1 protein-coding gene is annotated in these 2261 nt (G+C 63.2%); it reads left to right on the plus strand.

Translation table 11 applies throughout. From position 1 onward, the window contains the following. Positions 1-2261: DEAD/DEAH box helicase family protein (locus B5F94_RS15715; protein WP_158100317.1), on the plus strand; the 2261-nt coding region annotated here is incomplete at both ends.

A 2261-nucleotide genomic window follows, 5' to 3' on the forward strand; every position in this document is an offset into this window, starting at 1 on the left:
GGCGTGGAGCTGGACAGCATCAGCGGCCGCATCGCAAGACTGCTCTACCCCAGGGCCCATATCACCGTGGCCGGCTTCGAGACCACGGACCGGCGGGACTTCTACGACCTTGCCGTGGGCAACGTGCCCTTTGGAAATTACCAGGTCAATGACCGGGCCTACAACAAGCTGGGCTTCTCCATCCACAACTACTTCTTTGCCAAGGCCCTGGATCAGGTGCGCCCCGGCGGCATCGTGGCCTTCCTCACCAGCCGCTACACCATGGACGCCAAGGATTCCGCCGTGCGCCAGTATCTGGCCCAGCGGGCGGACCTGCTGGGGGCCATCCGCCTGCCCAACAACGCCTTCAAGGCCAACGCCGGCACGGAGGTAGTGTCGGACATCCTGTTCCTGCAAAAGCGGAGCACCCCGCAGGTCACAGAGCCGGAGTGGGTGCAGACCCAGGAAACGCCGGAGGGCTTCATGGTCAACCGCTACTTCATCCGCCACCCGGAGATGGTACTGGGCCAGTCCGCAGCCGAGAGCACCCAGTATGGGAAGCAGGACTATACCGTGGCGCCCATCCCCGGCGCGGACCTTGCCCAGCTGCTCCACGAGGCGGTGGGCCATGTCCAGGGCCGCTATGCCGGGGCCGAGCCGCCGGAGCTGGAGGATGGGGCAAAGCCCGCCGCCACGCTTCCCGCCGACCCCGATGTGAAGAACTACTCATATGCCCTGGTAGGCGGCCAAGTGTACTACCGGGAAAACAGCGTCATGGTCCGCCCGGAGTTGACCGCTTCGGCGGAGGGACGGGTCAGGGGCATGATCGCCCTGCGGGACTGCGTACACGGCCTTATCGCCTTCCAGATGGACGAGCACAGCACAGACGCCGCCATCCAGGCCAAGCAGCAGGAATTGGGCCGCCTGTACGACGCCTTCTCCGCCCGGTACGGCCTTATCAACGACCGGGCAAACCGGCAGGCCTTCGACAAGGACAGCGCCTACTACCTGCTCTGTTCCCTGGAGATTTTGGACGATGACGGGAATCTGAAGCGCAAGGCGGATATGTTCACCAAGCGCACCATCCAGTCCCACCGGGCCGTGACCCATGTGGACACCGCCGCCGAGGCCCTTGCCGTTTCCATCGGAGAGCGTGCCCGGGTGGACCTGGAATTTATGGCGTCGCTCATGGGCGGCAGAGAGCACATCCCCCAAATCGTGAGCGACCTATCCGGCGTCATCTTCAAAAATCCGGGAACCGGCCCCTTTGACTTTGACGAACAGGGCGAACACTGGGACAAGGGCTGGCAAACGGCGGACGAGTATCTCTCCGGCAACGTGCGCCGGAAACTCCGTGCCGCGCAGGTGATCGCGGAGCAGGACCCCTTCTTTGCCAAGAATGTGGAGGCGCTCCAGGCCGTCCAGCCCCGGGACCTGGACGCTTCGGAAATCGAGGTGCGCCTGGGCGCTACCTGGATTGACCCGTCCTATATCCAGCAGTTCATGTACGAGGTGTTCCAGACCCCGGCACGCCTGCGTCAGTACATCCGTGTGCTGTATTGCCGGCAGACGGCGGAGTGGTCCATCACCGGAAAGGGCACCGTCCCATACAACGATGTGGCCGCCTGGACTACTTACGGCACCGACCAGACCAGCGCCTATAAAATCCTGGAGGACAGCCTGAACCTGCGGGATGTCCGCGTCTATCGGACGGTAAAAGATCCGAATGGGCAGGAGCGGCGTGTGCTGGACAGCAAAGAGACCACCCTGGCCTCACAGAAACAGCAGGCTGTTCGGAACGCCTTCCGGGACTGGCTCTGGAGGGACCCGGAGCGGCGGCAGGCCCTGGTACAGCAGTACAATGAGCAGATGAACTGCATCCGGCCCCGGGAATATGATGGGAGCCACATCACCTTCAGCGGCATCAACCCGGCCATTCAGCTCCGGCCCCATCAGCTCAACGCCATCGCCCGGGTGCTGTACGGCGGCAACACACTCCTGGCCCATGAGGTGGGTGCGGGCAAGACCTTCGAGATGGTCGCTGCCGCCATGGAATCCAAGCGCCTGGGCCTGTGCCAGAAGTCCATCTTCGTGGTGCCCAACCACCTGACCGAGCAGACCGCCTCGGAGTTCCTGCGGCTCTATCCCTCCGCCAACATCCTGGTGACAACCAAAAAGGACTTCGAGAAGCGCAGCCGCAAGAAGTTCTGCGCCCGCATCGCCACCGGGGACTATGACGCCGTCATCATCGGCCAAAGCCAATTCGAGAAGATACCCATGAG

This window comes from Flavonifractor sp. An4, assembly GCF_002161755.1.
Lineage (GTDB): Bacteria > Bacillota > Clostridia > Oscillospirales > Oscillospiraceae > Flavonifractor > Flavonifractor avicola.